Source organism: Cupriavidus sp. DF5525, assembly GCF_040149425.2.
In the GTDB taxonomy this organism is placed as follows: domain Bacteria; phylum Pseudomonadota; class Gammaproteobacteria; order Burkholderiales; family Burkholderiaceae; genus Cupriavidus; species Cupriavidus pickettii_A.
This window is the reverse complement of record NZ_CP168265.1, coordinates 2,703,388-2,717,527: the sequence shown is the minus strand read 5'-3', so window position 1 is coordinate 2,717,527 and position 14,140 is coordinate 2,703,388. Positions and strand designations below refer to the sequence as shown.

Annotated in this window: 15 protein-coding genes; 2 read left to right on the top strand and 13 right to left on the bottom strand. The window is 66.4% G+C overall.

Annotated features, from left to right (window positions below; all coding sequences use genetic code 11):
• Positions 1 to 9: 9 nt before the first annotated feature.
• Both ABNX08_RS12660 and ABNX08_RS12655 read right to left on the bottom strand, forming a co-directional pair.
• The gene (locus ABNX08_RS12660; RefSeq protein WP_022535598.1) at positions 10 to 471 is read right to left on the bottom strand and encodes a transposase; all 462 of its coding nucleotides are present in this window, start codon (positions 469 to 471) and stop codon (positions 10 to 12) included.
• 194 nt (positions 472 to 665) lie between these two features.
• The gene (locus ABNX08_RS12655) at positions 666 to 1,055 is read right to left on the bottom strand and encodes a hypothetical protein (protein ID WP_349609247.1); all 390 of its coding nucleotides are present in this window, start codon (positions 1,053 to 1,055) and stop codon (positions 666 to 668) included.
• 359 nt (positions 1,056 to 1,414) lie between these two features.
• On the opposite strand from ABNX08_RS12655, the gene ABNX08_RS12650 reads away from it, so the two are divergent.
• On the top strand, positions 1,415 to 2,332 hold the full coding sequence (locus ABNX08_RS12650; RefSeq protein WP_022535596.1) for a YihY/virulence factor BrkB family protein: 918 nt from the start codon (positions 1,415 to 1,417) through the stop codon (positions 2,330 to 2,332).
• A gap of 69 nt (positions 2,333 to 2,401) precedes the next feature.
• Here ABNX08_RS12650 and ABNX08_RS12645 read toward each other — a convergent pair whose 3' ends face one another.
• Genes ABNX08_RS12645 through ABNX08_RS12605 form a run of 9 tightly spaced genes read right to left on the bottom strand, consistent with a single transcriptional unit; the run spans position 2,402 to position 10,709 of the window.
• Positions 2,402 to 2,755, bottom strand: a complete 354-nt coding sequence (locus ABNX08_RS12645; protein WP_022535595.1) for a RidA family protein — start codon at positions 2,753 to 2,755, stop codon at positions 2,402 to 2,404.
• A 41-nt stretch (positions 2,756 to 2,796) separates the two neighbouring features.
• Positions 2,797 to 3,969: an FAD-dependent oxidoreductase gene (locus tag ABNX08_RS12640; RefSeq protein ID WP_349609250.1), complete on the bottom strand. Its 1,173-nt coding sequence runs from the start codon at positions 3,967 to 3,969 to the stop codon at positions 2,797 to 2,799.
• The gene (locus ABNX08_RS12635) at positions 3,944 to 5,323 is read right to left on the bottom strand and encodes an NAD(P)/FAD-dependent oxidoreductase (protein ID WP_022535593.1); all 1,380 of its coding nucleotides are present in this window, start codon (positions 5,321 to 5,323) and stop codon (positions 3,944 to 3,946) included. The genes ABNX08_RS12640 and ABNX08_RS12635 overlap by 26 nt, the downstream gene beginning before the upstream one ends.
• Positions 5,316 to 5,681, bottom strand: a complete 366-nt coding sequence (locus ABNX08_RS12630) for a (2Fe-2S)-binding protein (protein ID WP_022535592.1) — start codon at positions 5,679 to 5,681, stop codon at positions 5,316 to 5,318. Before ABNX08_RS12630 ends, ABNX08_RS12635 begins: the two co-directional genes overlap by 8 nt.
• Positions 5,671 to 6,798, bottom strand: a complete 1,128-nt coding sequence (locus ABNX08_RS12625) for an FAD-binding oxidoreductase (RefSeq protein ID WP_022535591.1) — start codon at positions 6,796 to 6,798, stop codon at positions 5,671 to 5,673. The genes ABNX08_RS12630 and ABNX08_RS12625 overlap by 11 nt, the downstream gene beginning before the upstream one ends.
• Before the next feature lie 26 nt (positions 6,799 to 6,824).
• Positions 6,825 to 7,619, bottom strand: coding sequence for an ABC transporter permease (locus ABNX08_RS12620; protein WP_022535590.1), 795 nt, complete (start codon positions 7,617 to 7,619; stop codon positions 6,825 to 6,827).
• A gap of 12 nt (positions 7,620 to 7,631) precedes the next feature.
• Positions 7,632 to 8,567 (bottom strand): ABC transporter permease, encoded by a 936-nt coding sequence (locus tag ABNX08_RS12615; protein ID WP_022535589.1) that lies wholly within the window; start codon positions 8,565 to 8,567, stop codon positions 7,632 to 7,634.
• Complete coding sequence (locus ABNX08_RS12610) at positions 8,560 to 9,627, bottom strand: ABC transporter ATP-binding protein (RefSeq protein WP_041681505.1); 1,068 nt, start codon at positions 9,625 to 9,627, stop codon at positions 8,560 to 8,562. The genes ABNX08_RS12615 and ABNX08_RS12610 overlap by 8 nt, the downstream gene beginning before the upstream one ends.
• Positions 9,628 to 9,677: 50 nt before the next feature.
• Positions 9,678 to 10,709 (bottom strand): ABC transporter substrate-binding protein, encoded by a 1,032-nt coding sequence (locus ABNX08_RS12605; RefSeq protein ID WP_022535587.1) that lies wholly within the window; start codon positions 10,707 to 10,709, stop codon positions 9,678 to 9,680.
• 189 nt (positions 10,710 to 10,898) lie between these two features.
• On the opposite strand from ABNX08_RS12605, the gene ABNX08_RS12600 reads away from it, so the two are divergent.
• Positions 10,899 to 11,807, top strand: coding sequence for a LysR substrate-binding domain-containing protein (locus ABNX08_RS12600; protein ID WP_022535586.1), 909 nt, complete (start codon positions 10,899 to 10,901; stop codon positions 11,805 to 11,807).
• Positions 11,808 to 11,873: 66 nt separating this feature from the next.
• Here ABNX08_RS12600 and ABNX08_RS12595 read toward each other — a convergent pair whose 3' ends face one another.
• Positions 11,874 to 12,395, bottom strand: coding sequence for a DUF934 domain-containing protein (locus ABNX08_RS12595; RefSeq protein ID WP_022535585.1), 522 nt, complete (start codon positions 12,393 to 12,395; stop codon positions 11,874 to 11,876).
• Positions 12,388 to 14,127: a nitrite/sulfite reductase gene (locus tag ABNX08_RS12590; protein WP_022535584.1), complete on the bottom strand. Its 1,740-nt coding sequence runs from the start codon at positions 14,125 to 14,127 to the stop codon at positions 12,388 to 12,390. The genes ABNX08_RS12595 and ABNX08_RS12590 overlap by 8 nt, the downstream gene beginning before the upstream one ends.
• Positions 14,128 to 14,140: the final 13 nt, after the last annotated feature.

The window sequence follows — 14,140 nt, the reverse complement described above, 5'->3', positions numbered from 1 at the left end:
CATTGGTTTCTATGCGGCAGTAGGGAGGGGAACTAGCTCCTGGCCGAGTTGTTTGGCCAGGTGCCTGAGTGCCCGCCGTTTGGTTTCGAGGACGCGGGCCTCGTAGTGTGCCAAGCCACTTTCGACGTACTGCATTCCCTTAACCATGACGCGCCAGAAGAGGATGGCCAGCTTGCGTGCCAACGCAATGTTGGCAATCAGTGCGCCGCGTCGTGCTGCCATGCGTCGGTAGAAGCCACCCAAGGCGATGTCCTTGCTACGCGCCAGACTCCGGGCCATCAGGCAGAACAGTCGACCGGCGCGATTGCGGTGGCGTTTGACGCTGCCGCGGCGCTTGCCGCTTTGGCGGCTTCCCGGTGCCAGGCCCATCCATGCGGTGAAGTGTTTCTCGGTAGGCCATCGAGTTAAAAGCCGCGCATCCGCACGCTCGCACATCTGAGCAAAGCCCCGTGCCCAGGCATACGCACCCATCTCCCGCGCGCGGGAGATGGGTGGGGGAGAGGGCCGGAGCCTCAACGAAGGAGCGCGCGTCGGTATGCCGCGCGTAAAGCTTGTCAAGAATCAGTGGCCGTGGCCTATGCCGCGGCCTTTTTGTTCCGGGCGCACGACGAACTGCTGCGCATGACAGCTAACACCGAATCAACGGGCGATACAAGCTGTAACGCTCAGGCGCCGTCGAGGAACGGGCTGCGCTGGCCCACGCGGGTCCCGAGCGCATCGGGAGGCAGGGTCCGGTTGGCGGGGTCAAGCGACGGATCAGGGCTGCCGGCCAGCGCCGGGGCACCCGGTGCGGGCGCCATGCCGGGCTGCGCCGCCTGGCCGGCAGGTTGCGCATAGGGGTCGCGCGCGGCGGGTACCGTTCCCTGCGCCATCGGTGCTGCCGCCGGCATGGCTTGCGTGGGCTGGGCGGATGGCGCCGGCTGGGGGGATTGCATCGGCTGAGTCATGGGCATCGGCTGGGCCGGCTGAAGGGGCTGTGCCTGCTGTGCGAACAGCGGGTAGGACGCGATCATCGCGCCAGCCATCAACAGGGATTTCGCCAGATGTTGCTTCATTCGTGTACCTCCTAGAGTGCCTACAGGCATGGGAATAGCCACTTTAGCGCCGAGGCCCCTGACATTCTGTTTGATTTTGCAACGGTGATTTACGAGACTTGCCATCGACACCGGGGCGGGTTAGGTACGCGCGCGTGTTGTTGATTAGCGCCCGCAGTGTTTGGCTGGGTAGCCATTGCAGATTGGCCATCTGGTGCAAGGCGCCAGTTGTAAAGGATGCAAACAACCCGGCACGGAATGCGGTGAAAAACGGCACGGCGCCACATCTGGCCGCCGCCACTCCCGCCATGACAGCGTTGCCAGGCCGGCGGGAACGAGAATTGCAGCAGTGGGTCAGTGTCCCTCATTCCCTCCGAGCGATGCCGTCCCTGTCCGTTATTGTGTCCTCACCTCGCCTACTCTTCGAACTGCTCCGTGATACGGTCAGTGCGTGGATCGACGACTACGCGCCCAGCATGGGCGCGGCCCTGGCTTATTACACAGTCTTTTCCATCGCGCCGCTGCTGCTGATCGTGATCTCGGTGGCCGGCGTGGTGTTCGGGGCCGAAGCCGCGCGCGGCGAGGTGGTGGCGCAGCTGCAGGGCCTGCTGGGGCCGGATGGGGCCAAGACCATCGAGACCATGTTGCTGGCGGTCAGCGAGCCGGCTGCCAGCACGCTGACCGCGGTGCTCGGGGTCTTTGTCCTGCTGGTGGGCGCGACCACGGTATTCGCCGAGCTGCAATCAGCGCTGGACCGGATCTGGCGCGTGCCGGAGCGCCGCAAGATCTCCGGCATCCTGGCGCTGCTGCGCGCGAGGTTGCTGTCCTTCGGCATGATTCTCGGCATCGGCTTCCTGCTGGTGGTGTCGCTGGTGCTGAGCGCGGCCATCTCGGCGCTTAACCGGCTTTGGGGGCCGCTGTTTGGCGCGGAAGAGTTGATCGGGCACCTGCTCGATATGATCGTCAGCCTGGTCCTGATCACGGTGGTGTTCGCGATGATCTACAAGATCATGCCCCGGGTGAAAGTGCGATGGCCCGACGTGTGGCTGGGGGCAGCGGTGACGGCGTTGCTGTTCACGCTCGGGAAGTTCCTGATCGGCCTCTATATCGGCAAGAGCGGCGTGGCCAACGGGTATGGGGCAGCTGGATCACTGGTGGTGGTGCTGCTGTGGGTGTACTACTCCGCGCAGATATTCCTGCTGGGCGCGGAATTTACCTGGCAGTACGCACGGCGTTTCGGCTCGCGCCGGCAAGAAGCGGCGGAGGAGCGCGCAAAAGCCGCCGAGGCGACGAACTGAAGGCGGCGCTGTCCGTTCTCTCAACGCACGGGACAGGCCGCTTCACTGGCTATCGATTTCGGATGGTCATCAGACCGCCGCAGTCACGATAATCTCGACCAGCAATTCCGGCCGGGCCAGCTTCGCTTCGCAGGTGGCGCGGGTCGGCACGGCATCTTCCGGGATCCACGCTTCCCAGGCTGCGTTCATGCCGGCGAAATCGCTGTCGATGTCCTTGAGCCAGATCTGCGCGGACAGCAGCCTGGTCTTGTCGCTGCCGACGCTGGAGAGATAGCCCTCGATCTTGGCAAGCACGTCGCGGGTTTGCGCGCCGATATCGCCGGAGGTGTCGCTTGCGGTGACGCCGGCTACGTAGACCACGCCGTTGTGCACGACGATGCGGGACAGGCGTTTGCTGGAATCGAAGCGCTGGATTTCGCTCATTGTGTATTTCCTCAAGGCTCAGGGTTGAACAAGAAAGATGGCTAGTCCCGCAACGCGCCTGCAACGGCGGCGCGGGGTTTGCTGAAGCGGTCGACGGCAAAGGCGTCGATCGGCAATGTACTACGTCCTTTGGTGACCAGCTCGGCGACGATCTGCCCGACGATTGGCCCCAGCTCGAAGCCATGTGCGGAAAACCCGAACGCATGCACCACGCCCGGCGCCGTGCGGCTGGGACCGATGACCGGGATCTGGTCGGGCATGAAGGCCTCCACGCCGGCCCACGCGCGATTGATGCCGAGCGGGCCGAGATGCGGGAAGAGGGCGGTCACGGTCTGCGCGCTGGTGCCGAGTTTGAGCATGTCGACTTCGCCGTGACGCGCCTCGATGTCCGCCGGGCAGCGCAGGCCGCCGCCGATCAGTACCGTGCCGTTGGCAAACTGCTTGAATGAAAGGGCACGTCCGGTCGCGCCAAGCACGGGTTTGACGAACGGCGCGACACGATGGGTGATCATCAGCATCAGTCCGCCCGCCTCGACGGGCACCGGTTCGCCGATCTGCGCCGCGAACTCGCCTGCCCAGGCGCCGGCTGTGTTGACCAGCTGGCCTGCGCGGAATACGCCGCGCGGCGTGTTCACCTGCCATTGGTTGCCCATGTACGCCACGCGCTGTGCCGGCGTGGCTTCATGCACGCTCACGCCCGCGCGCTCGGCGGCCCTGCGGAAGGCGGTGACGGCACGATAGGGCAACGCGTGGCCATCGTCCCGCACCCAGATAGCGCCCGTCACATGCGGCGCGATGGCGGGTACGAGTTCGCGCACGGTGTGCCCGTCAACGATGGTCTCGTGGGTGAAGCCGAGGGCCTCGAGTTCCGCCACGCGTTGGCGCAGGACATCGAGTTCCGCGTCGGTTTCCGCCACTTTCAGCTGTCCGCTCGGCACGAAGTCCGCGTCGTCTCCGGTCAGTTCGGCGAGCCGGTGCCACAACTCGCGCGCGGCCAACGCGAGCGGGATCTCGGCGACGTGCCGGCCCAGCGTGCGCACCCCCCCGGCATTGACGCCGGAGGCATGCCGGCCGCAATACTCGGCTTCCAGCAGCGTGACGCGCAGACCCCGGCGTGCCAGATGCAGCGCGCTGGAGGTTCCCTGCAGCCCGCCGCCGATGACAATGACATCGGCACCCGTTGCGGTATCAGGGTTCACGGGCCAGCTCTCCAAGCGTGATTGGCTTGATGGGGGGGCGGATGCGGTAGTAGCCCACTTCCTGCGGCGAGACCTTGCGCGCGTCGGCGATGATCTCGGTCACGGTCAGCCCGCACTGGCGGCCCTGGCACGGGCCCATGCCGCATCGTCCAAAGGACTTGGTCTGGTTGGGGCCGCTGCAGCCGAGCTGCACAAAGCCGCGGATATCGCCCGCGGTCACTTCCTCGCAGCGGCAGACGACCACATCGTCCGCCGGCACGCGGTTTGCCGCCTTGGGGCGGTACAACGCATCGAGGAAAGGCCGGATCCTGAGGTTGGACCGAAGCGCCGGGCGCAGCGGCGCCGCCAGCCGGTCACGTTGCGCCGCGTCGAGTTTGCCGACATTGTGGGCTGCGGCAAGGCCGGCCAGCTCGCCCTGCAGGGCGGCAGCCACGGCGCCGCCAATGCCGCCGCCGTCGCCAGCCACCAGGATGCCGGGGATGTCCAGCGCGCCCCATTCATCGACTACGGGTTGCCAGCAAAGCTGGGCGTCGTCCCAGCGATGCGCCGCGCGCAGGGCCCAGGTGAACTGGGTATTCGGCACGACGCCCTGGTGCAGCAGTACGGCTGACGTCTTGATGCGTTGGGCCTTGCCGCCGCTGGTGAAGCGCAGTGCTTGCACGGCCGTCTCGCCTTCCACGTGCAGCGCGGCGGCGCCCTTGTGGAACGGCACACCGCTGCGCTTGAGCGTTCGCATCAGCGCCAGTCCCTTCTTCAGGTAGCGCCAGCCGGCGAGCGCACCGCCCAGGTGCGCGAGTGCGCGCTGGTGATCCGCGCCATCCGTCGTATCGACGATGGCGCGAATCGGCACCCCGGCGCGGACGTACTGCCATCCCAGCAGGTAGAGCAGCGGCCCGCAGCCGGCCAGCACCACGGGTTCGGCCGGTACCACGTCAGCGCTCTTGAGCAGGATCTGCGCGGCGCCCGCGGTCAGTACGCCGGGCAAGGTCCAGCCCGGAATCGGGAAGGGGCGTTCCATGGCGCCAGTGCACAGGATGACCTGCCTTGCCTGCAGGCTGGCGACGCTGCCCCCGCGCAGGTAGTGGACGGTGTGCTCGCGTGTGACCTGCCAGACCGCCGCACCGGTGATATGCAGCGCGCCACTGGCGGCGAACCGGTCGGCCAGCGCGCGCCCCGCGGCATAATCGGGGCCGAGAATGCGCAGGCGTTCCGGCGTGGCGCTCTGGATCGCGCGATAGATCTGTCCGCCGCAGGCGTCCTGCTCGTCGAGCAGCGCCACGCGTGCGCCGTTTGCGGCGGCGGCCACCGCGGCAGCCATGCCGGCCGGGCCCGCGCCGATGATGGCGATATCGACGTCCATGTCAGCCATGCTCGACCTCCTCGGCGTGATCGATTTGCACGGGCGGCAAGGGCAGCGTGCGGGCGCCATCCTGGGTGCGCACGCGCATCCCCTCGCGGACCGTGACCAGGCAGCTCTGCCGGCTGGGCTCGCCGTCGATCTCCATCAGGCATTCGAAGCACACGCCCATCATGCAGTACGGCGCGCGCGGTGCGCCGCTGACGGGGGAATTGCGGAAGCGCGTCACGCCGCTGGCCAGCAGTGCCGCGGCGACGCTGCACTGTGCCGGCACCTGGCGCGGGTCGCCGTTGAATTCGATGGTGACGGTGGCCGCGCCGGCACTGCCTGCAGGCGGGGCGATCCGTTGGAACAAGCGCTCAGTGGGCATGATGGAAAGGCTGGTTGGCATTCAGGAAGCGGTCGCCCGCAAAGACGTCGATGCCCGGTGGCTGCGAGCCGCCGGCCACCCACGGGGCGACCAGGAAGGCGTGCGCGGCCGCCAGCGTGACGCCGCTGTGGCAGGTCGTGACGAAAGCGCCCGGATGGCTGGCGCTTTCCTGGTAGATCGGAAAGCCGTCCGGGCTCATCACGCGCAACGCGCCCCACGCGCGTACCAGCTTGAGCCCGGCCAGGGCCGGGAAGCTGCGCACGCCGCGTTGCGCGATGCTGGCGAGCACGTCGACGGTGGTGCCGTCGTCAAGGCCGACGTCCTCCATCGAGTCGCCGAGCTGGATCGTGCCTTCGTCGGTCTGGCGGACGTAGGTCGTCGGGAAGTCGAGCCAATGCGCGACGCGTTCGCCGATGAGGACCTGCCCGCGGTTCGGTGCCACCGGTGCATGCAGGCCGACTTGTTCCGCCAGAAGGCGATTGCCAAGGCCGGCGGCGAGCACGATGCGCGGTGCCGCAAAACGGGTATTGCCGGAATGGACCGTAAAGCCGCCCGCTTCGGGCGTGATTCGCTGCGCGCCGTGCCGGCCAAGGATGTGCACACCGCGGCGCTGGCAGGCGCTGTGCAGGGCGCGCAGAAGCTTCAGCGGATTAGTGTGCCCGTCCATCGGCGTGTAGCTGGCACCGATGACAGCGGGGCCCACACCGGGCAGTCGTTGTGCGACCGCATGATGGTCGAGCATCTCGAACGGATAGTCGCCGCCCAGATCGTCCTGAATGCTCTGCAGGCGCTGCTGGCGTGCCGCCATCTCCTGCCCGGAGAAACACAGATGAAATCCGCCTGGCTGCCTGAGCTGCACATCGATATCGGTTTCATCGCGCAAGGCATCGCGCAGTTGCGGCCAGAGCCGGGCCGAGCCCATGGTCCAGCGTGCATAGGGCGCCATGCCGAAGCCTTTGCCCTGCACCCAGACCAGGCCGAAGTTCCCGCGCGAGGCACGGAAGGCATCGTCGCCCTCGTCGAGCATGGTTACGCGCGCGCCCTGGCGTGCCGCGCCATAGGCGATGGCGGTGCCTACCAGGCCGCCGCCGATCACGATCAGATCGCTTGTCGTCATGTCAATGGAAGTTTCGGGAACGGCGCTCAATGGCGGCCGATCAGCACGCGGTCAAGGCCCACGATGCGGTCAAGCAGCACCATCAGCACCAGCGTGCCCACGATCAGCACGGTGGAAACCGAGACCACCAGCGGGTCGATGGTCTGGGCGATCTGGTTGTACATCGCCACGGGCAACGTAGTGGTGCCGGGCGTGGCCACGAACACCGTCATGGTCAGTTCGTCGAAGCTCTGGATAAAGGCGAGCATCCAGCCACCGGCAACGCCGGGCAGGATCAGCGGCAGCACCACGCGGCGGAACGCGGTGAAGCGGGTCGCGCCCAGCGACAGCGCGGCCCGTTCGGCATCGCGATCCAGCCCGGTGGCAGCCGCCAGGACCAGCCGCAAGGCGTAGGGCATCACCACCACCACATGCGTCAGCGCAAGCCAGAAGAACGATCCGGTCACGCCCAGCGTGGTGAAGAACCGCAGGAACGCCACCCCGAGCACGACGTGCGGAATCATCAGCGGCGACAGGAAGAACCCCATCAGCGCACCCCGGCCGGGAAAGCGGTGGCGCACCAGTGCCAGCGCCGCCGGCACGGCCAGCGCCACGGCGATGGTGGCGCTGACCAGGCCGAGCATCAGCGACAGCCGGAACGCATCGACGATCTCGCGCGCATCCCCGATGGCGCGGAACCAGCGCAGCGATAGGCCGTCGGTCGGCATCGAGATATAGCCCTTGCCGGTGAAGGACACCGCGACCACCACCAGCAGCGGCGCGACCATGAAAGCGATGAAGAGGCTGTGGTACAGCAGCGAGACCAGTCCATTCTTGCGCATGCTTGCGACTCCTTACCCTTCGAATACCTGGCGGAAGCGACGCTCCACCAGCCGGTTGCAGCCGACGATCACGACCACGTTGGCCATCAGCAGCAGCACGGCGATCGAGGCGCCCAGCGGCCAGTTCAACGTATTCAGGAACTCGTCGTAGGCGGCCGTGGCCACCACCTTGAGGCGGCGCCCGCCCAGGATCGCCGGCGTGGCGAAGGCCGATGCCGAGAGCGCGAAGACGATGATGCTGCCCGACAGGATGCCCGGCATGATCTGCGGCAGCACCACGCGGCGGAACACGGTGAAGGGCGAGGCGCCAAAGGCCTGGCCGGCCTGCTCGACCTGGGGATCGAGCTTCTGCAGCGAGGCCCAGACCGAGATCACCATGAAGGGCATCATCACGTGCGTCAGCGCGACGATCACGCCGGTCTGCGTGAAGACCAGCTTCACGGGTCCGTCCACGATGCCCAGCCATTGCAGCGCCTCGTTGATCAGCCCGTTGTTGCCCATCAGGATGGCCCAGCCCAGCGTGCGCACCACCACCGAGATCAGCAGCGGCCCGAGAATCACGATCAGGAACAGGCCGCGCCAGGGGCTGCCCATGCGCGACAGGATGATCGTCTCCGGCACGCCGAACAGGATCGACAGCAACGTGACCGCCAGCGCCATGCCCGCCGTGCGCAGGAAGATCTCGTGGTAATAGCTGTCGCCCAGGATCTCCAGGTAGTTGGCCGCCGTCATCTCCGGCAGCACGCCGCGCGTGCCGTCGAAGGCGTGCAAGGACAGCAACGCCGTCAGCGCCAGCGGGATCAGCAGCAAGCCACAGAACAGCAGCAGGGCCGGGGCCGACAGCAGCCACGGCGCGGCATTGGCGAGCGGCCTGCGGTTGTTGGTCGATGTGGAGGAAGGGGCGGCGATATTGCCGCCGGGCAGGTTCGGCGTGGCGGTATCAGCCATGGTGCGACTCCGTTGCCAGCACGCGCAGGTCGTGATCGGACCACAGCACGCTTACCGCCGCGCCTTCCGCCGGCGGCGCCACGCCGAGGTTGGGCTGGCTCACGCGCAGGGGGCCCAGCGCGCTGTCCACTTCCAGCATCCAGTGATTGCCGAGGAACAGGCGCGTCTGTACCGTGGCGGGAATGCCGCCGTCGCCGGCCTGGCCCAGGCGGATCTTCTCTGGACGGACGTAGACATGGACGTCGCGCCCGACCTCGCGGCCCTCGTGCGGTACGTGCGCCAGGGTCTCGCCCAGGCGTATCTCGCAACAACGTGGATTGGTGTTCTCGACCACGCCCCGGATGCTGTTGGTCTTGCCGAGGAAGCCGGAAGCAAACGCCGATTGCGGTCGCTCGTACGCTTCGAAGGGCGTGGCCAGTTGCACGATGCGGCCGCCATGCATCACTGCAATGCGGTCGCTCATGGTCATGGCCTCGACCTGGTCGTGCGTTACCAGGATCGTGGTGATGCCGAGATGCCGCTGGATTGCGCGCAGCTCGATATGCATGTCCTCTCGCAGCTTGGCATCGAGGTTGGACATCGGTTCATCGAGCAGCAGCACTTCCGGCCGGATGGCCAGCGCGCGGGCGATCGCCACGCGCTGGCGCTGGCCGCCGGACAGTTCCTTCGGATAACGCTTGCCCAGACCACCAAGGCGCACGAGCTCCAGCGCCTCGTCGATGCGACGCGAGCGCTCGGCCGCTGCCACGCCGCGCATTTCCAGCCCGAAGCCGATGTTCGCTGCCACCGTCATATGGGGAAACAGCGCATAGCTCTGGAACACCACGCCCATGCCGCGCTTCTCCGGGCGCAGCGCGGTGATGTCGCGCCCGTCCAGCACGACGCGGCCGCGCGTCGGTTCGATGAATCCCGCGATCATCTGCAGCGTGGTGGTCTTGCCGCAGCCCGAAGGCCCGAGCAGCGAAAGGAATTCTCCGCGCTGGACTTCGAGACTGAGGTTCTCGACGGCAAAGGCGCTGCCGTAGGCCTTGGCGAGGCCGGTCAGTGTGAGGAAGCTCATGGTCATCCGGAGGCTGTCGTGTGGGGGGGCGGTCTTGATGGGATGCCGTACTAGCGTTCCACCGTGCGGTTCCAGCGATTGGTCCACTCGGCGCGCTTCTCGTTGACGAGGGTCCAGTTGGTGGGGAGCAGCTTGTCGATCTGCTCCTTGCCATACGGGACCTTCGCCGCCACCTTCGGTTCGAGCCTGACCTTGCCGTTGATCGGGCCCCAGCCCTGGCTGTCGGCCAGGATGGCCTGCACCTCGGGCGACAGCAGGTACTGCAGCAGTGCCTGCGATTGCTCGGGCACGTCGCTCTGTACCACCGGGCAGGCGGCGGTCAGCAGTGCCGGGGCGCCTTCTTTCGGATAGACGAACTCGACCGGGAACCCCGTGTCCTTCAGGCTCTGCACGCGGCCGCTACCCCAGACCGCCAGGGTGATATCGCCGTTCTGGAACAGCTCCGTCATCTTGCCCGGCGACGGCTCCCATGCCAGCACATTGGGTCCGACCTCCCTGGTCAGCGCCGTGAAGCCGGGATCGATGTTCTGGTCGCTGCCCTTGCGCATCTTGGCGAACAGCATCAGCGTCTGCAGGCCGTAGGTATTGCTGATGGGCGGGATCGCGATCTTCTGGCGGTACTTCTTGTCGGTCAGCACTTCCCAGGAATCCGGCTTCGGCAGCCCGGCCTTCCTGAAGGCTTCGGCGTTGTAGGCGAGGCCGGTTGCCACCACGCCGATGCCCGTGGCCTTGTCGCCCATCTTCGCCAGCGGGTACAGGTCCTTGTAGACCGCCGCGTCCTTGATGGTGTCGCAGAAGCCGAACTGCATGGCCTGGTACATCGGGCCATCGTCAAGCAGCACCACGTCGAGTTCCTGCCTGGCCTTCTGCGCCTGCAGCTTCGCCAGCGTGTCGGTGGAATTGCCGGGCACATATACCACCTTGACCTTGTGCTTCGCCTCGAAGGGCGGAAGGATTTTCTCCTTGAACACCTTCTCGGTCGAGCCGCCGTAAGAGCCGACATACAGCGTGGGCTGCTGGGCCAGTGCGGCGGACGTGCCGCACAACGTGACAAGGGCTGCTGCCAGAATTTGTTGCTTCATGTTTTTCCTCCTCCTCCTGTGCACCATCTAAATGCAAACGATCACAAAATCCATGCATACGGGTTATGGTTGCACCGCAACGAAAAATGACTGAAGAAATGCGGCCTCGGCATAGAGTAGGGCGATGCATTGGCAGTGGAAAATTCTTTTTTTTTCGACGTCCATAACATCGTGCTATAGAATTGCCGCATGAAGATCCGCCAGCTCGAAGCCTTCCGGGCCGTGATGCTTTGCCAGACGGTCACGCGCGCCGCCGAGATGCTGCATATCTCGCAGCCGGCCACGACACGGCTGATCGCCGATCTGGAAGAGGGTGTGGGGTTTACCCTGTTCGAGCGGATGCGCGGCCGGCTCCACCCGACGGCCGAGGCGCAGGCGCTATTCGAGGAAGTGCAGCGCTCGCTGGTCGGCATCGACCGCATCGCCCAGACCGCGCTGGAGATCCGCGACATGCGGCGCGGGTCATTGCAGATCGCGGCAGCGCCGGCGCTGGCCCTGTCGTTCCTGCCGCGGGCCATCGCGGCATTCATGCAGCAACACACGCAGACGCAGATCACCTTGCTCGCGCATTCGTCGCGCACGGTGGTGAACATGGTGTCGGAGCAGCGTTGCGACGTGGGCTTCGCCATCCTGTCGATGAACCACCCCAGTACCCACGGGGAGCGGCTGATCACCACGCGGATGGTCTGCGCATTGCCGGTGGGGCATCGGTTATCCAGCCAGGAGGTGATCACGCCGCACGACCTGGCGGGCGAGAGCTTTGTGTCGCACCCGCGGGTGCTGGATTCGCGCCTGCAGATCGACGCGCTGTTTGCGTCCTACGGGATCGAGCGCAAGCTGCAGGTGGAGACGCAGGTGTCGTGGAGCATCTGCGCGTTTGTGGAGGCGGGGCTAGGGGTGGCGCTGATCGATCCGATTACGGCGCTGGACTATCAGGGCAAGGGCGTCTGCTTCCGCATGTTTGAACCGCTGCTGACGACGGACTTTTCAGTCCTGTTCTCGGCGCAGCGGGTCCCTTCGATCCTGCTGAAGTCCTTTGTTACCCATACGCGCGAATTTGCTGTGGCGCAGCTGGATCCGCGGCTTGTGGTGAGTTGAGGGCGCTTCGCGACGACGGGCGACGGGCCGCATGGACATCCGGCCCGGACGCGTCCGTATCGTGAACTATGGACGCACCGCGTCGTACGCGCGCTGGTACGACGCAGAGAACGTCGTCAGGGCGCGCAACGCCGCTTCCGGATCGTGCCCCGGTTTGACCGCGAAGCTGTTGAAGCCGCAGCGCGCGAGGTAGTGCACGGTATCGATCATCACGTCGCCCACGGCGCGCAGCTCGCCGGTCCAGCCGAGCTGGCGTCGCAGCAGCTGCGCAATCGAATAGCCACGGCCGTCCGTGTAGACCGGGAAGTCGATCGCGATCATCGCGATGCCGGTCGGGTCGATGATGGTGGCGCCGGGTTCCAGCAAGTGCTCGGGCTCGGCATCCGGCGACAGGTATACCGCGACCGGATGCCGGCGCACCCGGTACAGGTGGCGGCAAGCGATCCAGTTCTCCAGCGTCACAAGGTAGCCGGGCTCGTCAGGGGGGCAGGCATCGCCAAGGTGCGCGCGCCAGTCATCCGTGGTCAGGCGTCCGTCCCGGATCACGTTGGGCCGGACCTTGCCGATGGGTTGGTCATGCTCAGACATTCGCCGCCTCCTGGCGCGGGCGCCGCGTGCCGTTGCCGGCGTCCGGGTATACGGCCCGCTGGAAGGGCTCGAGACCGATGCGGCCCACCACGTCGACAAAGCGCTCGGCTTCGCTGTCGCGGTGCGCCAGGTAGGTCTCGATCAGCCGCTCGACCACATCAGGAACCTGCTCCTGGGCGAAGGAGGGCCCGATGATGCGCCCGATGGCCGCGCCGCCGGCCGCCACGCCATCCGTGCGGCCCGGGTCGTCGGCGCCGTTCTGGCGCCCGCCGATGGTGATCTGGTACCAGGCTTCGCCGGCCTTGTCGACGCCGAGGATGCCGATATGGCCGACATGATGGTGTCCGCAGGAGTTGATGCAGCCCGAGATGTTCAGGTCCAGCTCGCCGATGTCGTGCACGTGATCGAGATCTTCGAAGCGCTCCTGGATGGCCTGGGCCAGCGGAATCGAGACGGCATTGGCCAGCGAGCAGAAGTCGCCGCCGGGGCAGGCGATGATGTTGGTGATCAGGCCCACGTTCGGCGTGGCCAGCCCGGCGGCATCCAGCTCCCGCCACAAGGCGTGCAGGCGGCTGCGGCGGACGTCGGCAAGGATCAGGTTCTGCTCGTGCGACACGCGCAGCTCGCCAGAGCCGTGACGCTCGGCGAGATCGGCCATGATTTCCATCTGGTCGGCGGTGATGTCACCGGGCGCCTGCCCCGTGGCTTTCAGTGATGCCGTGACGGCCGCGTAGCCAGGTACCCGGTGCCGATGCACGTTGCTCTTCAGCCAGAGGCGGAAGGCGCGGTCAGTCTTTGCCAGTTCGGCTGACTCGTCCGGCTCGTCCGCGGCAGCGGGGTCATACGGCGGCAACGTGAAGCGCGCGGCGATGGACGCGACGAAGGCTTCGGACACGGTGTCCGGGCCCCCGCGGATGCGTTGCCACTGCTCGTCGACCTGCGCCCGGAAAACCTCCGGAGTCAGGTCCTTCACCAGGATCTTGATGCGCGCCTTGTACTTGTTGTCGCGGCGGCCGTGCAGGTTGTAGACGCGCAGCGTGGCCTGCAGGTAGGTCAGCAGGTCCTGCCACGGCACGAAGGGGTTGATCAGCTTGCCGACCATCGGCGTGCGGCCCATGCCGCCACCGACCCAGACCTTGAAGCCGGTCTGCCCGTCCTGCGCCACGGCCTGCAGTCCGATGTCATGGACGCCGACCGCCGCCCGGTCGGTCTGCGCGCCGCTGATGGCGATCTTGAACTTGCGCGGCAGGAAGGCGAACTCGGGATGCAGCATCGACCATTGCCGCACGATCTCGCACCACACCAGCGGGTTCACCAGTTCATCGGGCGCGATGCCGGCAAAGTGATCGGTGGTGGTATTGCGGATGCAGTTGCCGCTGGTCTGGATCGCGTGCATCTGCACCGTGGCCAGCTCCGCGAGAATGGCGGGAGCATCCTCGAGTTTCGGCCAGTTGAACTGCAGGTTCTGGCGCGTGCTGAAATGCCCATAGCCGCGATCCCAGCGCCGAGCGATCTCCGCGAGCTTGCGCAACTGCCGCGACGCCAGCATGCCGTATGGAATCGCCACGCGCAGCATGGGCGCATGGCGCTGGATATAGAGGCCGTTCTGCAGCCGCAGCACGCGGAACTCGTCCTCGGTCAGTTCGCCGCGCAGGAAGCGGCGGGTCTGGTCGGCGAACTGTACGACCCGTTCGTCGACCAGTTGCTGGTCAATGGCGTCATAGACATACATGGTGGAAAGCTCC

Bases quoted from the DNA above. Each gene is read 5' to 3' on its own strand.
- ABNX08_RS12660 (WP_022535598.1), bottom strand. From the start codon at position 471: ATGGGTGCGTATGCCTGGGCACGGGGCTTTGCTCAGATGTGCGAGCGT.
- ABNX08_RS12655 (WP_349609247.1), bottom strand. From the start codon at position 1,055: ATGAAGCAACATCTGGCGAAATCCCTGTTGATGGCTGGCGCGATGATC.
- ABNX08_RS12650 (WP_022535596.1), top strand. From the start codon at position 1,415: ATGCCGTCCCTGTCCGTTATTGTGTCCTCACCTCGCCTACTCTTCGAA.
- ABNX08_RS12645 (WP_022535595.1), bottom strand. From the start codon at position 2,755: ATGAGCGAAATCCAGCGCTTCGATTCCAGCAAACGCCTGTCCCGCATC.
- ABNX08_RS12635 (WP_022535593.1), bottom strand. From the start codon at position 5,323: ATGGCTGACATGGACGTCGATATCGCCATCATCGGCGCGGGCCCGGCC.
- ABNX08_RS12630 (WP_022535592.1), bottom strand. From the start codon at position 5,681: ATGCCCACTGAGCGCTTGTTCCAACGGATCGCCCCGCCTGCAGGCAGT.
- ABNX08_RS12625 (WP_022535591.1), bottom strand. From the start codon at position 6,798: ATGACGACAAGCGATCTGATCGTGATCGGCGGCGGCCTGGTAGGCACC.
- ABNX08_RS12620 (WP_022535590.1), bottom strand. From the start codon at position 7,619: ATGCGCAAGAATGGACTGGTCTCGCTGCTGTACCACAGCCTCTTCATC.
- ABNX08_RS12615 (WP_022535589.1), bottom strand. From the start codon at position 8,567: ATGGCTGATACCGCCACGCCGAACCTGCCCGGCGGCAATATCGCCGCC.
- ABNX08_RS12610 (WP_041681505.1), bottom strand. From the start codon at position 9,627: ATGAGCTTCCTCACACTGACCGGCCTCGCCAAGGCCTACGGCAGCGCC.
- ABNX08_RS12605 (WP_022535587.1), bottom strand. From the start codon at position 10,709: ATGAAGCAACAAATTCTGGCAGCAGCCCTTGTCACGTTGTGCGGCACG.
- ABNX08_RS12600 (WP_022535586.1), top strand. From the start codon at position 10,899: ATGAAGATCCGCCAGCTCGAAGCCTTCCGGGCCGTGATGCTTTGCCAG.
- ABNX08_RS12595 (WP_022535585.1), bottom strand. From the start codon at position 12,395: ATGTCTGAGCATGACCAACCCATCGGCAAGGTCCGGCCCAACGTGATC.
- ABNX08_RS12590 (WP_022535584.1), bottom strand. From the start codon at position 14,127: ATGTATGTCTATGACGCCATTGACCAGCAACTGGTCGACGAACGGGTC.